This window comes from Pantoea sp. ME81, from assembly GCF_903970985.1.
Lineage (GTDB): Bacteria > Pseudomonadota > Gammaproteobacteria > Enterobacterales > Enterobacteriaceae > Pantoea > Pantoea communis.
Window position 1 is genome coordinate 1 of sequence record NZ_CAJCKS010000093.1, and the last position, 19607, is coordinate 19607.

Annotated in this window: 17 protein-coding genes and 1 pseudogene; 10 read left to right on the forward strand and 8 right to left on the reverse strand. The window is 52.8% G+C overall.

From position 1 onward, the window contains the following. Both H7A81_RS16680 and guaD read right to left on the reverse strand, forming a co-directional pair. On the reverse strand, positions 1 to 750 hold a 750-nt coding region (locus H7A81_RS16680), incomplete at its 3' end, for a 2Fe-2S iron-sulfur cluster-binding protein (RefSeq protein ID WP_182058109.1). Beyond that, positions 747 to 2075 carry a guanine deaminase gene (gene guaD, locus H7A81_RS16685; protein ID WP_182058110.1) on the reverse strand — a complete coding sequence of 443 codons (1329 nt, stop codon included), beginning with the start codon at positions 2073 to 2075 and terminating at the stop codon, positions 747 to 749. The genes guaD and H7A81_RS16680, both read right to left, overlap by 4 nt. Before the next feature lie 606 nt (positions 2076 to 2681). Between guaD and H7A81_RS16690 the strand changes: the two genes are divergently transcribed. The 4 genes from H7A81_RS16690 to ydfG all read left to right on the forward strand — a co-directional run bounded on the left by H7A81_RS16690 (position 2682) and on the right by ydfG (position 8934). Beyond that, entirely contained in the window at positions 2682 to 3746 is a 1065-nt protein-coding gene (locus tag H7A81_RS16690; protein WP_182058111.1) for an alpha/beta fold hydrolase, read from the forward strand. Between the two features lie 117 nt (positions 3747 to 3863). After that, a complete protein-coding gene (locus H7A81_RS16695) occupies positions 3864 to 5483 on the forward strand; it encodes a methyl-accepting chemotaxis protein (RefSeq protein ID WP_160867360.1) in 1620 nt (539 codons plus the stop codon). Positions 5484 to 5736: 253 nt separating this feature from the next. Continuing rightward, the gene (locus tag H7A81_RS16700; RefSeq protein WP_182058112.1) at positions 5737 to 7662 is read left to right on the forward strand and encodes a methyl-accepting chemotaxis protein; all 1926 of its coding nucleotides are present in this window, start codon (positions 5737 to 5739) and stop codon (positions 7660 to 7662) included. 525 nt (positions 7663 to 8187) lie between these two features. After that, a complete protein-coding gene (gene ydfG, locus H7A81_RS16705) occupies positions 8188 to 8934 on the forward strand; it encodes a bifunctional NADP-dependent 3-hydroxy acid dehydrogenase/3-hydroxypropionate dehydrogenase YdfG (protein WP_097117098.1) in 747 nt (248 codons plus the stop codon). A gap of 34 nt (positions 8935 to 8968) precedes the next feature. Here the strand turns inward: ydfG and H7A81_RS16710 are convergent, their stop codons facing one another. Then, complete coding sequence (locus H7A81_RS16710; protein WP_182058113.1) at positions 8969 to 9298, reverse strand: YnfA family protein; 330 nt, start codon at positions 9296 to 9298, stop codon at positions 8969 to 8971. A 130-nt stretch (positions 9299 to 9428) separates the two neighbouring features. Here H7A81_RS16710 and H7A81_RS16715 point away from each other — a divergent pair, with 130 nt between their 5' ends. Both H7A81_RS16715 and H7A81_RS16720 read left to right on the forward strand, forming a co-directional pair. After that, positions 9429 to 9764 (forward strand): DUF1283 family protein, encoded by a 336-nt coding sequence (locus H7A81_RS16715; protein ID WP_045833376.1) that lies wholly within the window; start codon positions 9429 to 9431, stop codon positions 9762 to 9764. A gap of 52 nt (positions 9765 to 9816) precedes the next feature. After that, a complete protein-coding gene (locus tag H7A81_RS16720) occupies positions 9817 to 10113 on the forward strand; it encodes a DUF1161 domain-containing protein (RefSeq protein ID WP_034823436.1) in 297 nt (98 codons plus the stop codon). 31 nt (positions 10114 to 10144) lie between these two features. Here the strand turns inward: H7A81_RS16720 and H7A81_RS16725 are convergent, their stop codons facing one another. Beyond that, positions 10145 to 11605, reverse strand: coding sequence for an MDR family MFS transporter (locus H7A81_RS16725; protein WP_166936665.1), 1461 nt, complete (start codon positions 11603 to 11605; stop codon positions 10145 to 10147). 383 nt (positions 11606 to 11988) lie between these two features. Between H7A81_RS16725 and osmY the strand changes: the two genes are divergently transcribed. Genes osmY through osmV form a run of 4 tightly spaced genes read left to right on the forward strand, consistent with a single transcriptional unit; the run spans position 11989 to position 15441 of the window. Next, positions 11989 to 12705, forward strand: a complete 717-nt coding sequence (osmY, locus tag H7A81_RS16730) for an osmoprotectant ABC transporter permease OsmY (protein WP_182058114.1) — start codon at positions 11989 to 11991, stop codon at positions 12703 to 12705. 16 nt (positions 12706 to 12721) lie between these two features. Then, positions 12722 to 13648, forward strand: coding sequence for a glycine betaine ABC transporter substrate-binding protein (locus H7A81_RS16735; protein WP_058960491.1), 927 nt, complete (start codon positions 12722 to 12724; stop codon positions 13646 to 13648). Between the two features lie 9 nt (positions 13649 to 13657). Beyond that, on the forward strand, positions 13658 to 14305 hold the full coding sequence (gene osmW, locus H7A81_RS16740) for an osmoprotectant ABC transporter permease OsmW (protein WP_034823432.1): 648 nt from the start codon (positions 13658 to 13660) through the stop codon (positions 14303 to 14305). Beyond that, positions 14305 to 15441 carry an osmoprotectant ABC transporter ATP-binding protein OsmV gene (gene osmV, locus H7A81_RS16745; RefSeq protein WP_182058115.1) on the forward strand — a complete coding sequence of 379 codons (1137 nt, stop codon included), beginning with the start codon at positions 14305 to 14307 and terminating at the stop codon, positions 15439 to 15441. The genes osmW and osmV overlap by 1 nt, the downstream gene beginning before the upstream one ends. A gap of 301 nt (positions 15442 to 15742) precedes the next feature. On the opposite strand, the gene H7A81_RS16750 is transcribed toward osmV, so the two are convergent. The 4 genes and pseudogenes from H7A81_RS16750 to H7A81_RS27705 form a co-directional block, all read right to left on the reverse strand. Further along, positions 15743 to 17113: a nucleobase:cation symporter-2 family protein gene (locus H7A81_RS16750; RefSeq protein WP_182058116.1), complete on the reverse strand. Its 1371-nt coding sequence runs from the start codon at positions 17111 to 17113 to the stop codon at positions 15743 to 15745. A 179-nt stretch (positions 17114 to 17292) separates the two neighbouring features. Continuing rightward, positions 17293 to 17994, reverse strand: coding sequence for a dethiobiotin synthase (gene bioD, locus H7A81_RS16755; RefSeq protein WP_058960489.1), 702 nt, complete (start codon positions 17992 to 17994; stop codon positions 17293 to 17295). 105 nt (positions 17995 to 18099) lie between these two features. Then, positions 18100 to 19317, reverse strand: a complete 1218-nt coding sequence (locus H7A81_RS16760) for an ROK family protein (protein WP_058960488.1) — start codon at positions 19315 to 19317, stop codon at positions 18100 to 18102. 135 nt (positions 19318 to 19452) lie between these two features. Next, positions 19453 to 19607: pseudogene (locus H7A81_RS27705) on the reverse strand (LysR family transcriptional regulator); the annotation flags it as partial.

Consider the following 19607-nt stretch of genomic DNA (forward strand, 5'->3'; position numbering starts at 1 on the left):
CTCAGAACAGGCGCTTAACGCCTCAACCTGCTCTAACGCGATTAACAGCGGTAAGCGTTGGTACTGCTGAGTCATTTTCAATGTGAGGTCGGTGCCGCCGGCCAACAGTTGCGCTTCAGGATACTGCTGATACAGCGTCGCCAATTGTGCCAAAGTTTTAGGGACGAAACAGCGACTGCCGTTGGCTTCGAGAATTTGTACTTCCCCGTTATCCAACGCCTGTAAGCGCTGAACCAGTGCCGACTCATCCGCCGTAAAATTATCTTCTGCGGGTTGCTCACAAGCTTGCTGTGCGGCGGCCATAATTGGCCGGTAGCCCGTGCAGCGACACAGATTGCCTGCCAGCGCTTGTTCAGCCTGCTGCCGATTCCAGCCCTGTGTATTTTTCTGCAAAGTGAACAGCGACATGACAAAGCCCGGCGTACAGTAGCCGCATTGCGAGCCGTGGCAATCCACCATCGCCTGCTGCACGCTGTGCAGTTCACGGCCCTGTTTCAAATCTTCCACGGTGATCAGCTGTTTGCCTTGCAGGCTGCTAACCAGCGTCAGGCAACTGTTGATGGCCTGATACTGCATTCGCCCCGCCACCACTTTTCCCAGCGTCACCGTACAGGCACCGCAGTCACCTGATGCGCAGCCCTCTTTGGTTCCCCGCCGCTGTTGATGGCTACGCAGGTAGTTAAGCACGGTCAGATTCGGGTCTAAGGCCGTTTCGGTGACCAGCCGATTATTCAGCAGAAACTGGATCATACCGTTGCCTCTTCTCGATCGCGCTGCCACACCGGTTTGCCGCTGACCCAGGTTTGCGCAATGTTGCGGTCGTCTCCCAGCGTCATCATCGCAAATAAGCGTTCCCAGATATCTTTGCTATTACCGCTACGCAGCTTTTGCAGCGGCGAAACCGCCGGGTCGATCACCACGAAATCCGCTTCTTTACCGGGATTGAAATTGCCAATTTTATCGTCGATGTCCAGTGCATGCGCGCCGCCCAGCGTCGCGTGGTAAAAGGCTTCGCAGGCGCTGAGTTTGTACTGCTGCAACTGCCCAACTTTGTACGCTTCACCCAGCGTTTGCAGCATATTAAAAGTGGTGCCTGCGCCGACATCGGTGCCGATGCCCATGCGCACGCCCTGCTGCCAACAGCGTTTAATATTGAACAGGCCACTGCCAAGAAACAGGTTCGACGTCGGACAAAATGCGATAGAGGAATCGGTGTCGTGCAGGCATTGCCATTCGTTCTCTTCCAGATGCAGACAGTGTGCAAAGACGCTGCGCTTTCCGGTGAGCTGATGATGGTGGTAAACATCGAGATAGCCCTCCCGCTCCGGGAACAGCGATTTGACCCACGCGATCTCCTGCTGATTTTCGCTCAGATGGGTGTGCAGCCAGGTATCCGGAAACTCTTCGCGCAGTTGACGGACTTTCTCCAGCAGTTCTGGCGAGGAGGTGGGCGCGAAACGTGGCGTCAAGGCATAGCTCAGACGACCACGCTGATGCCAGCGTTCAATCAGTTCACGTGAATCCTGATAGCTCTCATCCGGCGTTTCTGTCAGATACGCGGGGGCGTTGCGGTCCATCATCACCTTTCCGGCAATCAGACGCATATCCAGCTGTTGCGCGGCATGAAACAGCGCATCGACCGATTGTTTGTGCACGGTGCCAAACACCAGCGCCGTGGTAGTGCCGTTAGACAACAGCTGTTGCAGGAAGAAGGCTGACATCTGCGCAGCATGATCCGGGCAGTGATATTGGCTCTCAACCGGAAAAGTATATTGGTTTAGCCACTCCAGCAACTGTTCGCCAAATGCGCCAATCATCTCCGTTTGCGGATAGTGAATATGTGTATCCACAAAGCCCGGCACGATCAGCTTGCCGCGCAGGTCAATCACCGTGGCGGTATCAACACGCCCTTCTGCAATCTCCCAGCTTTCAAGTGACACCACCTTACCCGCGCGCAACGTCAGCAAGCCGTCTTCGAGGTAGCGCGCATGCGCAGCGATATCATCGGGCTGAGAAGCCAGTGCGGTGAAATCAAAAAAGCTGGCGCGCAATAGCGTTTCAGAGGCGTAAGGCATAACGGTTCCTTGATAAGTAAAAGTGCAATGAGTTGCCTTCAAGGTTTATTGCAAACGCTATGCCAATGAGGGTTTATAAAAATACCTCTACCTATCAACAACTTAACCACTCCACATTCAATTTCATGTCCCTTTGGAACCGCAATCGAATGCGCAATCGGTTGCTAAAACAAGCAACCGATTGCATGGGGATAAAAAGCGTGTCAGATATGAGATGTCTGCGGAAACAAGCGTAATGACAACACGAACTGCGCGCCATTTAAGTGCAGCGCCGCACGCTTGTAGTGCACAGATTTTACTTCAGTAAGATTTCGGTGTGGCAGAGGAAGGATTTGGGTGTGCTAATAAGCGCTGATAGTGAAAACAAATGAGAGGGAATACGATGAGACAGATGAAATAAGAGAATTAATACAGAAATGTTAAACATCATCATGGCATGCGGATGTATTAGCATAAGAAAAACCGCATAAAAATCGTCTCGTTAAAACTCAAAAAAGAAGATTATTGTCTGCTTTTCCTTGAATCCCGTTGATATTAATTGGGATTTATCTCTATTAAAACTAATATCAGCCTTCCAGGGAATATCATCACTTAAGAGCGACGTTTATGTTTAATCGCATGATATCAGGAGTGGCCAGTGCCATTCTGTTAACTGTATCACCCATAACGCACGCAGCCAGTTCATTACCCACACCGACAGAAGCTGACTGGATCGCAAAAGAATTTAGCTTTAATAGCGGTGAAAAATTAAAAGATGTGCGCATTCACTACATTACTTTAGGTGATAAAAATAAACCAGCGGTATTATTACTGCATGGAACCAATCAACCTCTGAGTGCCTTATTGGCACCGGGATTTGCCGGGGAGTTATTTGGCCCTGGACAGGCGCTGGATGCCAGCAAGTATTTTATTATCATCCCGGAAGGCATTGGTTCAGGAAAATCATCCAAACCTTCTGATGGCTTGAGAATGACCTTCCCGCATTACGATTACGACGATATGGTGACAGCACAATATCGGCTGATTAAAGAAGGTTTGGGCATTTCGCATTTACGCCTGGTGATGGGCTATTCCATGGGCGGGATGCAGACGTGGCTGTGGGGTGAAAAATATCCCGGCATGATGGATGCACTGGTCCCGATGGCGTCGCAGCCGAATGAGTTATCGGGCCGCAACTGGATGCTTCGCCGCATGCTGATTGAATCGATCAAAGGCGATCCTGCCTGGGCTGAAGGCAACTATCAACAGCAACCCCCTACGCTTAAAACCGCCAATATCATGTTCAGTATTGCCACCACCGGCGGTACGCTCGCTTATCAACATAAAGCTCCGACGCGCGCGCTGGCAGACAAACTGGTGGATGCACGTCTTGCTGGGCCTGTCACCGCGGATGCCAACGATTTCATTTATATCTGGGGTTCGTCGGCAAATTATAATGCCATGCCTGGGTTGAGCCGTATTACCGCACCAATGCTGATCATTAATTCAGCAGATGATGAACGTAATCCGGTTGAAACCGGCATTTTGCAGAGTGAATTGCCCAAGATAAAGAAAGCAGAATTACTGCTTATTCCGGCCAGTGCTGAAACCAGCGGCCATGGCACTATGATGCAAGCAAAATTTTATAATAAAAAACTGCAGACCTTCTTAGCCGAGACCGCTAAGCCTTAGTATTTGGGTTAAATCCGCCTGTTGACGGGAAGTCACACTCATGACTTCCCCTTTTAATAAAAAATCATTGTTACTACGCCTTCATCTTTTTCAATTAAACGTTCTCAGGGAATAGTTATGTTTCATAGAATAAAGATCCGCACCGCCCTCAGCATCATGGTTTTTTCATTAACAGCATTATTGCTGTTCGTCGGTATTTTAGGGTTATTTGCCGTACAGTCTGGCAATAAATCCTTTGCCACCGTTGATACCGAAGTTTTACCGGGCCTGGTGGCGCTCAATGAAAGCTCAGAACTTTTATTACGTGGACGACTGGATTTGCGTTTATATGAATCACTGGTGGGCAGTGGCGATGCCGAAAAAGCCAAAGTCGCGCTAGAGCGCGCCAGAGGTAAAATAGATAACGCCAGTGCGAAATGGCAGGAATATCTGAAATATCCACAATCCTCAGCAGAGAAGCCAATTGCGGCTGAAATGGCCACCACACGCGATGCGCTGATGAAAGAGTTTATCGATCCGGCTTTTGCCGCGCTCGAAGCAGGCAAACTGGATGAATACCGCCAGCGTGCAGGGAAATCAACGGCGTTATACGGTGCCTTTGATAAAGCCTCTAAAGCGCTGGTGGCCTTTAAAATTAAAAGTATTGATGTCGCCTACAGTGACTCCAGCGATCGGGTTCAGCATATGGCGTTTACGCTGTACTTTTGTATCGCCTGTGCGCTGGTGTTGGCCGCGCTGGCCTGGTCGGTGATGACCAATCTTATCGTTAAGCCGCTCAATCATGTGATCAACGTGTTTGATCGCATCGCCGAAGGTGACTTACGTGCGCGCATCGATATCTCCGGTAAAAATGAAATTGCGCAATTGTTTGCCGCGGTACAGCGTATGCGCGATGGCCTGGCAAACATGGTGCTGATGGTCCGCAGTGGCACCGATGCGATCGGCTCCGGCGTTGAAGAAATCGCGACGGGCAACATCGACCTCTCCAGCCGGACTGAGCAACAGGCGGCCTCACTGGATGAGACGGCATCCAGCATGGAGCAGATTATGGCGACAGTGAAAAACAATGAGGACAACACGCGCAAAGCTAACGCATTGTCGCAGAAGGCTTCAGATTCTGCTTCGCGTGGTGCAACAGTGGTGTCTGAAGTGGTCACCACCATGAGTTCTATTGAGAAAAGCTCGGCAAAAATCGGCGACATCGTCGGTGTGATTGACGGCATTGCCTTCCAGACTAACCTGCTGGCCTTGAACGCAGCAGTTGAAGCCGCGCGTGCAGGAGAAGCGGGACGCGGTTTTGCTGTGGTCGCTTCGGAAGTTCGAGTGCTGGCTCAGCGCAGCGCCACCGCCGCGAAGGAAATTGGCCTGATGATCAATGACTCGCTCAGCAATATTGAGCAGGGTTCAGGACTGGTTAAAGATGCTGGCGTCACCATGAATGAAGTGATGCTCGATGTGAAAAAAGTGGTCGATATCATGGATGAAGTGATGCTGGCTTCCGGCGAGCAGACGCGCGGCATCTCGCAGATCAACATCGCTATCCAGCAGATGGATGGTGTAACACAACAGAATGCCTCACTGGTGGCTGAAGTGGCAACCGCTGCCAGCTCACTGCAACAGCAGGTGGTGAATTTGCAGCAGTCGGTGACGCAGTTCCAGGTTGATGAGGACGCGATGCCATTGGCCACTGACCGTTATACCGACTCGCATCAGCTGTCCCTCGTCGCGTTAAGTTAAGCGGTATCAGCGAGTGCATTTGAGCGCTCGCTTCGTTAAGTATAGTGTGCCCGTCTCTCTTTATCAGGACGACGGGCGCGCTGAGTCCCTTCCCTTTTTAGTGCCTTAATACTCTTCCACCGCGCAATCGGTTCCCTACAGTTTTAGATGGGATTACCGATAACAGAGAACGTATTCCGTATTTTCAGTGACGCAGGACGCATTCTGGAAAAAACAAACCTCTAATGTGATCCAGTTGGGTGGAAGGTCAAACATGTTTAAAACAATACGCTCGCGTTTAATCGCTATCAGCGTGGTCATCACGGCAGTATCCCTTATCGCACTTGCCACTTTTACCTACACCACCGTGCGTGGAAAGACACTTGAAAGCATTGATGAGCGCATTGGCCAGCTCTCCCGCGTTCATGCGGCGGAACTGGCCGGCTGGGCGGCAGAGAAACAACGTATCACCGGTTCGATCAAAACGGCTTTTGGTCGTCATGACGATGCGGTCCCTTTTCTGCGTGCGGCGATCGAAGCTGGCGAGTTTGATGATGCCTATATCGTCTATCCTGAGCCTCATTCCCATGTGTTCGTCCATCCTATGCCAGCCACCTATGATGGCAGCCAGCGTCCGTGGTATCTGGAAACGGTAAAAGCTGGCCATCCGGTGTTGCTGGACCCTTATGTTGATGCCTCAACCGGCAAGCTGACCATTACTTTTGCTCAGCCGATTGTCGATAACGGAAAAACATTGGGTGTGATCGGCAGCGATCTGCACCTGGATACCGTCTCCAATACGGTGAATGCGATTCATCCACTGGAGAAGAGCTTTGCATTCCTGGTGGACAGCAGCGGTAAATTGATTGCCGCGCCGAAGTCTGACCTTATTCTCAAGCCGGTCACTGAGTTGTCACCTTCACTCGACCTCAAAGTTATCCAAAATCTGGCCAGTCAGGGTGGGCATGCTGAACTGACCATCGGCGGTGAACAGCAGTTCGTTTACGCCTCTCCGGTAAAAGGGACGCCGTGGTCACTGGTGATTGCCGTTGATCGTGATGAAGTGACGGCATCGCTGACGACATTACAGCGGGAAAGCATCCTCATCACCCTGGTGAGCCTGATTATTACCGCGCTGATTGCCGGGCTGGTGTTCAACCAGCAGTTGCGTCGCCTCGCCATTTTACGCGACGCCCTGGAAGACGTTGCTTCAGGGGAAGGTGATCTGACGCGTCGCCTGGAGGTGCGTGGCGGCGATGAGCTGGCGCAGATATCAGCGGCATTCAACCGCTTTGTTGAAAAACTCTCGGGCGTGCTGCTCCGCGTGCGTGAAGGTGCCAACAACATCGCGCTTGCTTCCAGTGAAATAAGCGGAGGCAACAATGATCTGGCCTCTCGTACCGATGAACAGGCAGCAAGCCTGGAGGAAACGGCCGCCACGTTAGAAGAGCTGACTTCAACGCTGAGCAATACCGCCAGTAATACTGAGCAGGCGCGCCAGTTTGTCAGTGGCGTGGCCTCCGCGGTCAGAGACAACGGTGCTGTAATGAACGATGTTTCGACACGCATACAGGAAATCTCGAACGATTCGCAGAAAATGTCCGAAATTATTAAGGTGATTGATGGCATTGCTTTCCAGACCAATATTTTGGCACTGAATGCCGCTGTTGAGGCTGCGCGAGCGGGAGAATCAGGAAGAGGCTTCGCGGTGGTTGCCAGTGAAGTGCGTAGTCTGGCGCAGCGCAGCGCGGGTGCCGCGCGCGAGATCAAAACACTGATTGATGACACGGTTGCACGCGTGACGTCAGGCAGGGAGCTGGTTGTGAAAGCCGATCAGGGAATGACCAGTATTGTGTCTGATATCCACAATATGACGCAGCTGATTGAAGAAATTGCCCATGCCAGCCGCGAACAAAGCGATGGTATTGGTCAAATCAATATCGCGATGGGGCAAATTGACACCACCACGCAGCAGAATGCGGCGTTGGTTGAAGAGTCAGCCAGTGCAGCCCAGTCCATGTCCGAGCAGGCCGCCGTAATGGCAGAACTGGTCAGCACGTTTAAATTGATGGAGAGCGCTGATGCCATGACACCGAAATCAGAAAGTCACGTCAAAAAGCCGGTTCTCTCTCCGCTAAAATCGCGTACAGCGCTGGCTACAGCGGGAAACTCCCCAGAGGATAACTGGAGTTCTTTCTGATTCACTGAGCCAAACAGGCGCCTGGTATCGTGGTGATAAACCGCGATGCCAGGTTCGCTTTCGTTCGCAACGCTGAGCAAACAGCAGGCCGAATCCGGTTATGAATTGAATACCTCTCACCGCCAGCCAGATAGCACACGTCAGGCTCGGTGAGTCATAAAAGCAGCATGTCTTGAATCAACCAAAGCATGCAACCTGTTAGCATGAATTGACCCACGTTACGCAGCGCTGTGCCCGTGCCTCCGCCCTCCTCAAAGCCAGATTGTTGCGCAGGTTAAATGCCCTCCACAGCGGCTAATCCCACATTTATCGCAACGCACAAAGACCATGAGCCTGCATAGATGGTTTATGATGTATACGGTTTATGGATTGGAGAGCTGAGTACAGCCGGGTAAATTTGCTCAACCAGGCACTCACAAAATGATCTCGCTTCCCCCGCCCATAATTCGTAGAGTTTCATTGTTGGTTTTTAAATTTAAAATCAATTGGTTAACATTGACGTACAATTGTTTAAGGAACAGTGAGATGATTATTTTTGTCACTGGCGCCACCGCCGGTTTTGGTGAAAGCATCACCCGTCGCTTCATCGCTAATGGTCATAAAGTGATTGCCAGCGGACGCCGCGCAGAGCGTCTGAAAGAGCTGAAAGAGGAGTTGGGTGCCAACCTTTATACCGTTCAGTTGGATGTGCGTAATCGCGCCGCTATCGATGAAGCTATCGCTGCGCTGCCCGCAGAGTGGCGTGAAATCGACGTGCTGGTGAATAATGCCGGTCTGGCATTAGGGATCGAGCCCGCGCACAAAGCCAATATTGAAGACTGGGAAAACATGATCGACACCAATAACAAAGGTTTGGTGTATATGACGCGTGCCGTGCTGCCCGCCATGGTGGAGCGCAATGTCGGTCACATCGTTAACATCGGCTCCATCGCGGGCAGCTGGCCTTATCAGGGCGGCAACGTATATGGCGCGACCAAAGCATTCGTGCGCCAGTTCAGCCTCAATCTGCGTACCGATTTGCACGGTACCGCGCTGCGCGTCACCGATATCGAGCCGGGATTAGTGGGTGGCACCGAGTTTTCTAATGTGCGCTTCAAAGGCGATGATGGGCGTGCGGATGCCGTTTACGAAGGCACCACCGCGCTGACAGCGGAAGATGTCACTGAAGCGGTGTATTGGGTCACGACACTGCCTAAACACGTCAATATCAATACGCTGGAAATCATGCCGGTCTCCCAGACGCTTGCGGGTCTGAAAGTGCATAAAGGCTGAATATTGTCACGGGCGCACAGGTTGCGCCCATCGCTTACGCCCGGCCCCAACCGGCGACAATAATCAACATGCCGCTAAACGCTACAAGCGCGCCAATCCAATCCCATGTACTGAGCTTGACGCCATCCACCACGCGCAGCCAAATCAGCGCCGTCACCACATAGACACCCCCGTAAGCCGCGTACACACGACCGCTCGCTGCCGGATGCAGCGTCAGCAACCAGACAAACAACGCCAGACTCGCCGCTGCAGGTAACAATAGCCACGCGCTCATTCCCTTCTTCAGCCACAGCCACGGCAGGAAACAGCCAACAATTTCGGCAATCGCAGTCAAAAAAAACAGTAAAGTGGTTTTCACCAGCATAGAAAATCTCTCTCTCGCCTAAACAAAAGGCTCACCGCTGGTGAGCAAAGTTGCAGCGATGATATACTAGCCCTCATGGTTGTGACAGCCGGGTTTCTGGCTGTGCTGGTGTTAACTAAAGGAAATCACAATGAAAAACCTGTTTTCTCTCCTGCTGACTGTGACGTTAACCTGCGGCGCGCTGCTGACTGCACCGCTGGCATCGGCCCAAACTGACCGCCTGATCATTGAGAACGGCAACAGTGCTTCCAGCAACGAAGCCGCGCGTCAAAGCAAAGAACAGTGGAACGACACGAAGAATCTGCGCAATAAGGTCAACACGCGCGTCGAGAAAGAGTTCGATAAAACCGATAAAGCTTTCGACACCCGTGATAGCTGCGAGAAGAGCTATAACGTCAATGCGTATTGGGAACCGAACACTCTGCGCTGCCTTGATCGTCGTACCGGCCGTACGGTCGCCCCTTAATTCGCTGTTGCTGCTATAGTTTTCCAGGGAATTCAGAACCAAGGAGAGTGTGATGAAAAAACGTAATGCAGTGATGTTGATGGCAATGCTGGCGTTGCCGATGCTGGCGCAGGCTTCCTGTGAAACCGTTAAAGCGGATATCAGTAAAAAGATCGTCAGTAACGGCGTGGCCGAATCGGACTTTACGCTGGATATCGTGCCTAACGATCAGGCCGATCAAGCGGGCGGCCAGGTAGTGGGTCACTGCGAAAATGACAGCCAGAAAATTGTGTACAAGAAAAACGGTCGAGACAGTGAAAGCAATGTCCCGGCCAGCGCAGGCAGTTCACAGGATGCTCCCGCGCAGTAATACTGAAAGGGCGGCTGATGGCCGCCCTTTTCTATTCTGCCTCTGGCCGCTGACGCGGCATCAACCACGCAATCCACAACGTCAGCATCGCAATCACTAACGCCACCACAAACACCCAATGCAGCGAAGCAGCGATCTGTCCGGTCCACTGATGCAACGTCGCTTCGGACAGTGACTGACGGCTTTCATGTGACATGATTTGCTGCATCGGATCACTGGCCTGTGGCAGACGCTGCGCAAGATTGAAGTTCAGTACCGCGCCCATCAGCGCAGTACCAATCGCTGAACCCAGCATGCGGCTAAACATAATTGACGCGGTGCAAATGCCACGAATGTCGTAATGCGCATGGTTTTGCACCGACACCAGGAAGGTGGTGCTGGTCATGCCCATACCCGTGCCAATGACAAAAGCAGTCAGCCCGGCTTGCATGATTGAACTGTCGGTACGCAATAACAGCAGCAGCGCGCTACCCGCAATCAATAACAAGGCTCCCAGCTGCGCGGTAAAGCGATAGGACGTGACTAACATCAATCGACCACTCAGCGTGCTGGCTAACGGCCAGCCAATCGACATCATCGCCAACGCACTCCCCGCCTGCAGCGGTGTACCGCCAGTAATACCCTGAATCCAGGTTGGCAGAAACGCGCTGATGCCCATCATGGTGGCACCGATGATCAGATTACCGGCATTGCCTGCCAGAATTAGACGGCTGCGCCAGATGGCGAGAGGAAACAGCGGTGCTTCAGCACGCTGTTCATGCTGTTTTAATTGCCAGCCCGCCAGCAGTGCCAATAACAGGAATGCCAGTAACCAGTAACCAAGGGCATCCGCCTGCAACAGCGCCACTAACAGTGCCGTAACGCAAATCATCAGCCAGCAGCTGCCGGTAAGATTCAGTGTTGCCCCTTTGTGATGCTCACGCGCCGGTAAGAAACGCGCTAACAGCAGCATGGAAAACAGACCGATCGGCACGTTCACCCAGAAAATCACCGACCAGTTAAAGTGCTGAACCAGCCAGGCACCACTCAGTGGCCCAATAATAGCCGCGACACCCCAGACGCTGGAAAGCCATCCCTGCACGTGGGCACGTTCGCGCGGGGAATAGATGTCGGCCACAATGGTGCTGGTGAGCGGCATAATCGCGCCTGCACCCAGCCCCTGAAACGCGCGAAACAGAATTAACCACGTCATGGTATGCGCAAAACCGCACAATACCGAACCGATCAGGAACAGCGAGACGCCAATGAAAAAGAGTCGTTTACGCCCCCACATATCAGCAAGCCGACCATAGAGTGGCACGCTCACGGCCTGAGTCAGCAAATAGATAGAGAAGACCCAGCCAAACTGCGAGAAACCGCCGAGTTCAGCAATAATGGTCGGCATCGCGGTCGCCACAATGGTGACTTCAATCGCGGCCATAAACATGGCGAGCATGCAGGCGATAAGGATCCAGTGGCGATGTTCCGTGTTCAATTCTGCAGTTTCAGTCATACGTCTCCCTTTTTTCTCTCAAGGCTAGCTGATTTTCCATCAGACGAGTTTCCTCTGCGTGCGCCCTTTGTGTGACAACGTCACACAATTCGATGAATTTTTTTTATTGTCGGATGATGCCTTATTTCATGCGGGTTAAGAAGGTTTTAACCGCCCTTCTATCTGTCTGATTTTGCCGTGAAAACTGGCGCAATACGCTAAGCATGCTATAGCTTTTAACAGCACTTTCCAGTTATTCACTGGAAAAGCAGTATCTAACAGTCATTTTATCTGCAATTTAATAGCGTGAAGGATTTTCGTATGTGGTTTGTTCTCCATTACGCCTTCAACCGTGAAATGACATAACAAGACCGAACAATTTGTCGAATCAGGGAGACTCTCGCATGCAAAATGCATCGCTCGTTAGTAGAGCCGGGCTGGCACTACTGGGCATCGTCGCGGTGATTGCCCTGCTGGTTTGGGGAATCGGGTTGAATACGCTGCGCGACCGGCAAGAAGACTTAATTTATCTGGGTCAGCAGCATCTGTTTTTAGTGTTTTGGTCAATGTTTTTCGCCCTGCTGATTGGCATTCCGAGCGGGGTTTTGCTCAGCCGCCCGTTTGCTCGCCGCTGGGCTGAATATGTGATGCAGATCTTTAACGTCGGGAATACCTTGCCGCCGCTGGCTGTTCTCGCACTGGCCATGGTCATTGTCGGGATTGGCGATCGGCCTGCGTTAATCGCCCTGTTCCTCGCCTCATTGTTACCTATCGTGCGTAATACCTATTCCGGATTAAGCGCCGTACCGCCGTCACTGATTGAAGCTGCCAACGGCATCGGCATGACCAAATTCCAGCGTTTACGTCAGGTAGAAATTCCCAATGCCTTGCCAGTGATTCTGGCGGGTGTGCGCATTGCGACCGCCATCAATGTCGGTACGGCACCGCTGGCCTTCCTGATTGGTGCCAGCAGTTTTGGCGAACTGATTTTCCCCGGCATTTACCTCAATGACTTCCCTACGTTGATCCTCGGCGCCGTGGCCACCGCCCTGTTTGCGTTGATCCTCGATTTGCTGCTGGCAGCATTGGGTCGTTTCCTCAGCCCGCACTCTGCGGCTTAACACAAGGAGCTAAGTGATGGGTAAAACGCATAACTTAACGCGCTGGGTGAAACACACCGCGCTGGCACTGGCCGCCACACTGGCCATCAGCCAAACCGCCGCTGCGGCCACGCCGATTGTGATGGCAACCAAGAGCTTTACCGAACAGCATATTTTGTCTGCCATGACCGTGCTCTGGCTGCAAAAGAAAGGTTTTCAGGTGGTCCCTAAAACCAATATCGCCACCACGATTGGTCGTAATGCGATGATCAACAAGCAAATCGATATGACCTGGGAGTACACCGGTACCTCGCTGATCATCTTCAACCACATCAACAAACCGATGTCATCTGAAGAGGCTTATAAAACCGTTAAACAACTCGATGCCAAACTGGGTCTGGTGTGGCTCGATCCCGCGCCAATGAACAACACTTATGCATTTGCCATGCAGCGTGCACGCGCCGATAAAGAAGGCATCAGCACCATGTCACAGCTGGTTGCCAAACTGGAACAGGTGCGCAAAACCGACCCCGACCACAACTGGAAACTCGGGCTCGACTTAGAGTTCTCCGGCCGTTCCGATGGCCTGAAGCCGTTGCAGAAAGCCTACGACATGCCGCTAGATCGCCCGCAGATTCGCCAGATGGACCCGGGATTGGTGTACAACGCGGTACGTGATGGTTTTGTCGATGCGGGCTTGATTTATACCACCGATGGGCGAGTCAAAGGCTTTGATCTCAAGGTCTTGGAAGATGATAAACACTTCTTCCCGAGTTACAACGTCACGCCAGTCGTACGTCAGGATGTGTTGAAAAGCCATCCGGGACTGGATGCGGCCCTCAATCAACTCTCACCGCTGATCACCGACGAAGCGATCACCGAGATGAACAAACGTGTTGATATCGATCATCAGTCACCGCAGCAGGTGGCGCGTGATTTCCTGCAATCGAAAAACATGCTGTAAGGAGGCGTCATGGAGACTTTGCATTACATCATGAGTAACTGGCACACCCTGATGGCCTTAACCTGGCAGCACACCTGGCTGGTGCTGGTGGCAGTGGGATTCGCCATCATTGTTGGCGTGCCACTGGGCATTTTGATTGTGCGCTTTAAATGGCTGGCGACGCCGGTGCTCGGTATCGCAACCATCGTACTGACGATTCCAACCATCGCGCTGTTTGGTCTGATGATTCCGCTGTTTTCCATGATCGGTCAGGGTATTGGTGCGCTGCCCGCTATCTGCGCGGTGTTCCTTTACTCCCTGCTGCCGATTGTGCGTAACACCCATACCGCACTGGAAAACCTGTCGCCAGGGCTGCGTGAAGCCGGTCGCGGCATAGGAATGACCTTCTGGCAGCGCCTGCGCTGGGTCGAAATTCCGATGGCGCTGCCAGTGATCTTCGGCGGTATCCGCACTGCGGTGGTCATGAACGTTGGCGTGATGGCGATTGCCGCAGTCATCGGCGCAGGTGGATTGGGTTTACAGCTGCTGGATGGTATCAGCGGCAGTGATGTGCGCATGCTGATTGCCGGTGCACTAATGATTTGTTTATTAGCGATTGTGCTTGATTGGCTACTGCACCGTTTGCAGTCGGCGCTGACTCCTAAGGGGATTCGATAATGATAAAACTGGAAAACCTGACGAAAACCTTTACACAAAAAAACGGCACCGCCTTTAACGCCGTAGATAACGTCAGCCTGGAAGTACCTGCCGGAGAGATGTGCGTGCTGCTCGGCCCTTCCGGCTGTGGCAAAACCACCACGCTGAAAATGATCAACCGTCTGATCCCAGCCAGCAGCGGAAAAATTTTGATCAACGGTGAAGACACCAGCGGACAAGATACCGTGACGCTGCGCCGCAATATCGGCTACGTGATTCAGCAGATTGGTCTGTTCCCTAACATGACCATTGAAGAGAACATTACCGTGGTGCCGCGCATGCTGGGCTGGGATAAAAAGCGCTGCCGCGAACGTGCTACCGAGTTGATGAGCATGGTGGCGCTCGATCCCAGCAAATTCCTGCATCGCTATCCACGAGAAATGTCCGGTGGTCAGCAGCAGCGTATCGGCGTGATCCGCGCGCTGGCGGCTGATCCACCGGTACTGCTGATGGACGAACCTTTTGGTGCTGTCGACCCAATCAACCGTGAAGTGATTCAGAATGAGTTTCTCGAAATGCAGCGCCAGTTGAAGAAAACCGTAATGCTGGTAAGCCATGACATCGATGAAGCACTCAAATTGGGTGACCGCATCGCGGTGTTTGGACAGGGCAAAATCGTACAGTGCGCCAGCCCCGACGAGCTGTTGGCAAAACCGGTCAATGATTTTGTCGGTTCTTTTGTTGGACAGGACCGCACGCTGAAACGCCTGCTGCTGGTGCAGGCGGGCGACGTCACCGATCAACAGCCAACTATCACCGTGCAGCGCAGCACGCCGTTGCAGGAGGCGTTCGCCACCATGGATGACAACGACATGCGATCTGTCACCGTGGTAGATAATGATGGCAAGCCGCTGGGATTTGTGAAGCGTCGCGAAGCACGTAATGCCGCCGGACGCTGCGAGGAGATGCTGCATACCTTCAAAGTGACCGGTAAGGCCGAAGAAAATCTGCGCGTGGTGCTATCCAAGCTGTATGAGCACAACACCGTCTGGATGCCGATCGTGGACGAGGAAGGACGCTACAGCGGTGAGATTTCGCAAGACTATATCGCGGATTATCTCAGCTCAGGACGTACGCGCCGCAGACTGAATCCTTAACCAGACGCACAATGGCTGAATCTTAAGGCCCTGTGCACGACAGCCTGCATTCAGACAAGCAGCGCGATGGCTTAATCCTTGAGCAAATCGCACAATAGCCTGACTTCAGACAAACCGCACAACCGCTGAAACGTTGGAAGAGGCGGCAGAGGAGTAAAGCGTGCTGCGCCAGGGATGGCGCGGGCCGAGCCCCAGGAACGGTTTAGGGCGTCTTTACGATCTGCCGCCTCTTCCGGCGTACGCACCGACTCACAGCCAGCGGTTTAAATCCCCACCTATTCCACACGCGTACAGATTTAAATCAGTGATTTTCATTCACCGCATTGATCACCCGCTCATCACCCCGCTCCGATGGCAGCACGATATTCAACAGCATCGCCAGAATGCCACCCGTCGTCACCGCATGACCAAACAAATTACTCACCAACGGTGGCAACTGCTTCAACACCTCGGGAACCGCTTCAACGCCTAAGCCAATGCCAAATGACACCGCGACGATTAACATCTCACGGCGTCCCAACGGGGATTGCGTCATCACCCGAATGCCTGCCGCCACCACACTGCCAAACATCACCAGGGTAGCGCCACCGAGAACCGGCGCAGGGATTTGCTGCAGCACATTGCCGATCACCGGAAACACCCCTAACAGCAACAGCATCACACCAATCACCATGCCAACATAACGGCTGGCCACGCCGGTCATCTGAATCACACCGTTATTCTGCGCAAAGGTAGTATTAGGGAATGCCGAAAACATCGCGGCGAACAGACAGCTAATCCCATCAGCCAAAATGCCACCCTGCAAACGACGTTGAAAACCGTCGCCCTCAATGGGTTGCTGCGAAATCAGGCAATTCGCCGTCAAATCCCCTACCGCCTCAATCACGCAAATCACCGACACCAGCGCAATCGGCACGAAAATGCTCCAGCTAAAATCGAAACCAAAGCGGAAAAATGAAGGCAAAACCAGCCAGTGGCTGGACATCATCGGTTTGATGGGCAGATGGCCGGTCAGTGCCGCCGCCAGACAGCCCACGGCGATACCTGCTACCACCGCGATAAGGCGCATCCAGCGATTCTGGGAACGGTTAAGCACAATAATCACCAGCAGCGTCAGCCCACCCAGCGCCAGATTTCCTGGCGCACCAAAGTCAGCAGCGTTATGGCCGCCTGCCCAATCGGTGATGCTCACTTTAATCAGGCTGATGCCGATCAAGGTAATCACCGTGCCGGTCACCACCGGCGTCAGCACTTTCCGCAACGGCGCTACGCAACGGCTGATCAACATGGGGATAAACGCGGCCACAAAGTTACAGCCCATGATCATCGCCATGATTGCTTCCGGTGAACCGCCCTGCGCTTTCACCATCAAACCGCCAGATAAGATGACGCCGAGAAAAGCAAAGCTGGTGCCTTGCAGGCAAATCATGCCCGCCCCAATCCCCATAAAGCGACGCGCCTGCAGAAATGTCCCTAAACCGGAAACCAGCAAAGACATGCTGATCAGATACGGAATGTAAGTCTGCAATCCGAGGATTGAACCAATAATCAGTGGCGGCGTAATGATCCCTACCACGCTGGCAAGGACGTGCTGCAACGCAGCGAAAAAGGCGGGAACAGGACCAATACGGGCATCAAGCCCATACAATAAACCTTTAGGGGAGTGCGACATGTGTGTGCTCCGGCAGAATATTCATCAGCATGGCTGATGCATGATTCACGCCATTGGCACTCACATTGAGGAAAAAATTTATAACCGCATGATTATAAGCTGATTTAAGCAGAGCGATCTCGGATGCTGAATCCGAAACCTTAGATTCAGCCACCGATCATTTGCATCACTTCGTTTCATCATGCCGCAGGCTGTGCACTATCAACGTGCATTAATGCCTCATCCAGCAGGGAAATGTCCAGGTAACCACTCAGCTCACGCTGTTCGGCACGCGGCAGATAAGGCAACTCACCCAGCAGCGGTGCGCCTAGCTTTTCACGCAGAACATCAATGATTTCAGCGTAATGTGCTAATCCCGGATTAATACGGTTGGCGACCCAACCTGCTAAAGGCAGCCCATCACCTACGATGGCATTAGCAGTCAGTAAAGCATGGCTAATGCAACCTTCCTTAATGCCCACCACCATGACGACCGGCAGTTGTTCCTGTTGAACCCAACTGGACAACGGCTGCAGATCATTCATCAGACTGCGCCAGCCGCCAGTACCCTCCACCACCACCCGCGCGGCGCGGCTTTGTAACTGCTCAAGGCTGCGGCTCAGCAACGGATAATCCATTCGCACGGATGCGCTGGTGCTGATTTCATCTTCTTCCAGGGTGATGGGATTCACCGCCTGGTAAGGCAGTTCAAGACCCGATGCCTGCTGCAGCAGCAAAGCATCTTTATTACGCAATCCGTCTGGCGTGTGCTGTGCACTTTTAGCAACAGGTTTGTAGCCTGCTGCACAGAGACCCGCTTTGGCGAAACACTGCAGCAGCGCGCGTGACACGACGGTTTTACCCACCGCGGTGTCGGTACCGGTGACAAAGATTGTTTTCACCTTATTCCTCCTTCGTTGAAGCGATGTGTAACCTGCGAAGAAGGCAGTTTAAGGAAATGTCTCGGATGGCAGATTGCGTTAGCGCAAACTTAAGGTGAGCAGTGATTAGCCTTGCAACAGTTTTACCAGCAAATGGCCGCTATAAAGTGAGTCTTTGATCAGCGCGGCGGCACCAAAAGTGCCCGGATCGCTAAAGCTGGTAGGGGCAAGTTGGATCTCATGACTGTATGCGGGTAACGCCTGCTGACGAATGGTGCTGCTAACGGCAGGAAAGAGCACCTCAGCGGCTTGATTAAGCGGAGAACCAATCAGGATTTGTTGGGGATTGAAGATATTCACCATCATTGCCAACATGCGACCAATGTGGTGGCCGACACCGGCAATCACATCACGCGCCAGTCGATCGCCCTGCTGCGCGGCTGCGCATAAACTGGCGATGGTTAGCGGTTCCCGATGCAGCAAACTGTCGGGTTGCGAAGATAAACGCTGGGCCGCCAGCTGCAATAAACTGCCTGTGCTGGCCACGGTTTCCAGACAGCCATGATTACCGCAGTAACACTGCTGGCCGTAAGGATCGATCTGCGTATGCCCAATTTCTACCAGCGCACGACCTCGTTTGTGCAAAAGCTGGCCCCCGCTGATCACACCCGCACCAACCGTTTCATCAATCACTATTTGAATAACATCCTGCGCACCGCGCGAAGCACCGAACAGCGCTTCGGCCAGCGTCCAGGCGGAGATGTCATGTTGCACAAATACCGGTAAACCCGTGAGCGAGGAAAGTGTTTCACCTAACGGCATTTCCTGCACGTCATAGCCCGGCATGCGATGCACCACACCCGACGCCGCGTTAATTAAACCGGGTAAGGTGATGGCAATCGCGGTAAGACGCTCAAGTTTGTTCTGATGGCGGACGAAGAAGTCATTAACCATTTGCTGCAGCGTTTGCAGCAGCGGCTGGTCAGCGCTGGCAGGCAGTGGCAGTCGATCTTCCTGCAAAGCACGGCTGCTCAGATCGCGCAGCGTTAACGTGATCTGTCCCGGTTGAATACGGATGGCAAGATAGTGCCAGGCGAGGGTATCAAGAATCAAACCAATGGCCGGACGGCCACGGCTGCCTGGATCCTGGAACTCGGTTTCCTGCACCAGATGCGCATCCAGCATTTCACGCACAATTTTGGTGATGCTGGCGGGTGCCAGCTGGGCACGTTTAGAAAGCTCAATACGCGAAATCGGGCCGTAAAGGTCAATCAGTCGGTAAACCACACCTGCGTTGGTCTGTTTTATTTGGTCAATGTGGCCAGGCTGACTGTCCAGATTCACGCCCTGCTCCCGGATATTTTCGCGCTTCTAAATAAACAGCAGCTATGGTGATGCAGATTGGCAGGCAGCGTCAAATATTTGATTAGAAATGTGATTTATCGCACATAAAGATCGGGCCATTGATCATCAGACGATTTAAATTTCGGCATTCTGCATCATCAATTGCATCATATTGTGCATTTGCGCAGTGGGTTGCCGCGTGGCTGACCAGACCAGCCAGACTTCAGAAATGGCATCGTGCTCCTGCAGGGGAATCCACACCACATCAGCCAGTCGCGCACGCCGAAATG